Origin of the sequence: Candidatus Magnetobacterium casense, assembly GCF_019173545.1 — a bacterium.
Classification (GTDB): Bacteria; Nitrospirota; Thermodesulfovibrionia; order Thermodesulfovibrionales; family Magnetobacteriaceae; genus Magnetobacterium; species Magnetobacterium cryptolimnobacter.
Genome location: NZ_JABXWD010000384.1, coordinates 1 through 3,093 on the forward strand (window position 1 = coordinate 1; position 3,093 = coordinate 3,093).

4 protein-coding genes and 1 pseudogene are annotated in these 3,093 nt (G+C 53.5%); all 5 read left to right on the plus strand.

The window, feature by feature from the left end:
* Positions 1-171 precede the first annotated feature (171 nt).
* A pseudogene (locus HWQ67_RS20655) lies at positions 172-225 on the plus strand (hypothetical protein); the annotation flags it as partial.
* A gap of 15 nt (positions 226-240) precedes the next feature.
* Positions 241-1,179, plus strand: a complete 939-nt coding sequence (locus HWQ67_RS15210; protein ID WP_218253536.1) for a C13 family peptidase — start codon at positions 241-243, stop codon at positions 1,177-1,179.
* A gap of 95 nt (positions 1,180-1,274) precedes the next feature.
* Positions 1,275-1,712, plus strand: a complete 438-nt coding sequence (locus HWQ67_RS15215; protein ID WP_218253537.1) for a hypothetical protein — start codon at positions 1,275-1,277, stop codon at positions 1,710-1,712.
* Between the two features lie 253 nt (positions 1,713-1,965).
* The gene (locus HWQ67_RS15220; RefSeq protein WP_218253538.1) at positions 1,966-2,283 is read left to right on the plus strand and encodes a hypothetical protein; all 318 of its coding nucleotides are present in this window, start codon (positions 1,966-1,968) and stop codon (positions 2,281-2,283) included.
* Between the two features lie 81 nt (positions 2,284-2,364).
* On the plus strand, positions 2,365-3,093 hold a 729-nt coding region (locus HWQ67_RS15225; RefSeq protein WP_218253539.1), incomplete at its 3' end, for a beta-ketoacyl synthase N-terminal-like domain-containing protein.

The following is a 3,093-nucleotide window of genomic DNA, read 5'->3' on the forward strand; positions in this document are numbered from 1 at the left end:
TTTGATTCTATTGCTCTTTGATTCATATATAACAGTCTATCACTTCTTGATCTATTTTGCAATAATTATTTTTCTGCTGCCCCTCTACCATGCTTTTTAAAGAGGATACAATTCATCACAAAATTTGGGAATTTCGGCAGTAATATAGGTCAATTTATCTCTCCAAGTGGCATTTCAATTAATAAAAACGGAGATATCTACGTCATTGATTCAGGTAACAGTCGCATCCATGTTTTTACCATGCAGACATCCACCCCCGATACACCAATCCCAACCGCCCCCGACAAGGCCGTTATCGTCGCAGGCAGCGGCCCTGACGTAAGACCACGCCTGTGGGACGAAATCAGCCTCAACGCCAACTACGCCTACCGGGCGCTGAACTACCAGGGCTTTGCAAAAGACGCCATCTCCTACCTGAGCTACGACACGGAACTTGACCTCGACAACAACGGCATAGCAGACGACGTAGACGGAAAGCCGACGAACTCCAACCTGAAAAAAGCGCTGACGGAGTGGGCACCAGGGGCAAAGGATGTGGTGGTCTACCTGATGGGGCACGGCGGCAGCGAAAAATTCAGGATCGGAGAGACGGAGACCCTGAGCGCCTCAGAGCTTGGCCAATGGCTGGACACCCTCCAGGGCAAGATCAGCGGAAAACTGACCGTGGTGTATGAGGCCTGCGAGTCAGGGAGCTTTCTGTCATATCTGAGGTCGGCATCGGGAAAGAATCGCATTGTGTTTACGAGCATATCATCGGGGCAGTACGCAAATTTCCTGAGCGGCGGGGAGATTTCATTCTCCTACCCGTTTTGGAATGGGGTTAGTAGCGGTGAGAGTGTCTATGACAGTTATGTTGCAGGCAAGACGATTATCGACTCCGAGCATTGGAAACAGACGCCTCTGCTTGACGACAACGGCAATGGCATAGGCTCAGATTCAACAGACGGGACGGTTGCAAAGGCGTATACGATAGGACTTGGTCTTAAACACGCAGCGGAACTACCGACAATCGACACGGTATCGGTATCGATAAACGGCAGCTTCGGTATAATCCGGGCGGAGGGTGTTACATCCAGCTCAACTGTACAGCGTGTGTGGGCGGTGATACGCCGACCTGACTTCACCCCCGGCTCAACCAGCACCCCGATTACCTCCATGCCCACGGTTGAAAACTTTTAAGTGCGGGGCCAGGGAATTACGAGGGCACGTACAATAGTTTTGACGTCAACGGCCTGTACTCCATCGCCGTATACGTAACAGACGGCAAAGGCACCTTGGGCATACCCAGGACGACAATCGTCACAAGAACCGGCGGGCTGACATCTGCGCCAAAGCCCTCAATCACGGCAAACGGCTCCAGTGACACGGTTGATCTCAAGACCACGGACAAACTGACGGTCACGATAGGGCTTGATGCCGGTGGTAGCGTCGGGGGTAACGCCGACTGGTGGATATCCGCAAACACGCCTTTTGGGGCATATTACTACGACGTCATAAGCGGGGCCTGGACGTGGAAGGCTGCCAAGGTCGATAACATACCGGTGACATACATGGGGCCGCTGTTTAGCTTTGAGGGTTTTTCACCGCTGATTGACGTGGCCGGACTTCCCGTGGGGACGTACAGCCTGAACTTTCAGGTGGATACGACTATGAACGGTACAAAGGATGGCTCTGTTTATTCATCTGCGGTTACGGTAAACGTCAGCCAGTAGGGAAGAGAGAAGGGGGGACTCTGTTTCCCCTCAGTTGGAAATCTGCCATATCATGAAACTTCTGCTGTACTGATCCTCAAAGTGCAGCTCCCCATTTGAGGACGTCTTCTTCAAATGGGGATACCTATCTCCAACCAAAAACTCACAAGGCCATCAGACAGGGCTGTTTCCGTCCTGGCAAAAAGATTGCAATAACCTTGACAATTGGGTTTGTATATTTTTAAAATAAAGTGAAAGGAGGTGCATATAAGCTATGCTGAAAAGGTCAATCATAACAGGCACGGTGCTTGCGCTGATGTTGGGGATGCTGCTTATGCCGGTTGTTCCGGCAGCGGAGGCGTTTCCACCACCGCCGGCGTGGGGACCGCCGGGGCCAATGTATGTTGGACCGCCGGGACCGCCTGACTTTGGTCCACCAGCTCCACCGCCACACTGGGGACCACCGGCACCTGCATATGTTGAGCCACCCGGCCCTCCGGCGTGGGGACCTCCGCCGCCTTATCCGGGCGTGGGAGTCAAGATATCGCTGCCGGTACCGATCATATGGGGCCACTTCCATTTCCGTCCATAACGCCCCGCAACGTGGCATGTACCAGAACGATGAGGAGGTTGCTGCCTCTCTGATCTGAGCGGGGGCAGGAAAGGAGCGCAGATGGGGGTACAGGTTAGGGCAGTGCTAACGGCAACGGGTGTGGTAAGTGCCGTGGGTGACAGTGCCACAACGGTGTGGGAGGCGTTGTTGGCTGCAAAATCGGGTATCGGCCCAATAACGGGGTTCGATGCAAGCACCTTTGCATGTAGCACTGCCGCCGAGGTAAGGTCTTCGGCATTGCAGCAGTTGGGGATCAACCCCAAGGAAACCCGTATTATGAATACACACTCCTTCATGCTGATGAAGTGTGCGATAGAGGCTTATGAGAGGGGGGGGATCGGGTTGAGCGGCTTTCCCCCCGAAAAGATCGGTTTTTATGCAGGCCTAGGGATGGTTGACTATGAGGTACCGCAGATACTGCCCGCAGTTGTCAAGTCCCTAAAGCCCGATGGTAAGCCCGATGGTAAGGTTGATTACAGGGCTTTCTATACAGGCGCTTACAGGGAGATATACCCCTTGTGGCCGTTGTCGATGTTAAACAACATAGCACTGTCTCAGGCGGCCATAAGGTTGCAGATAAAGGGCGAAAACATAGTGTTCTCACCACATGCCGACTCCGGCGCTCAGGCATTGATCGAGGCAGTCAGGGCCGTGACAGAGGGCAAGGTCGCAGCCGTAGTGGCAGGAGGGGTCAGCGAAAAGGTCAATCCATCGAGCATTGCGCGGGGGCTTAACATGGGCTATTTGAGTTGCGGTACGCTGTCTCCGTTTGGTGCAGGTCGCAGCGGG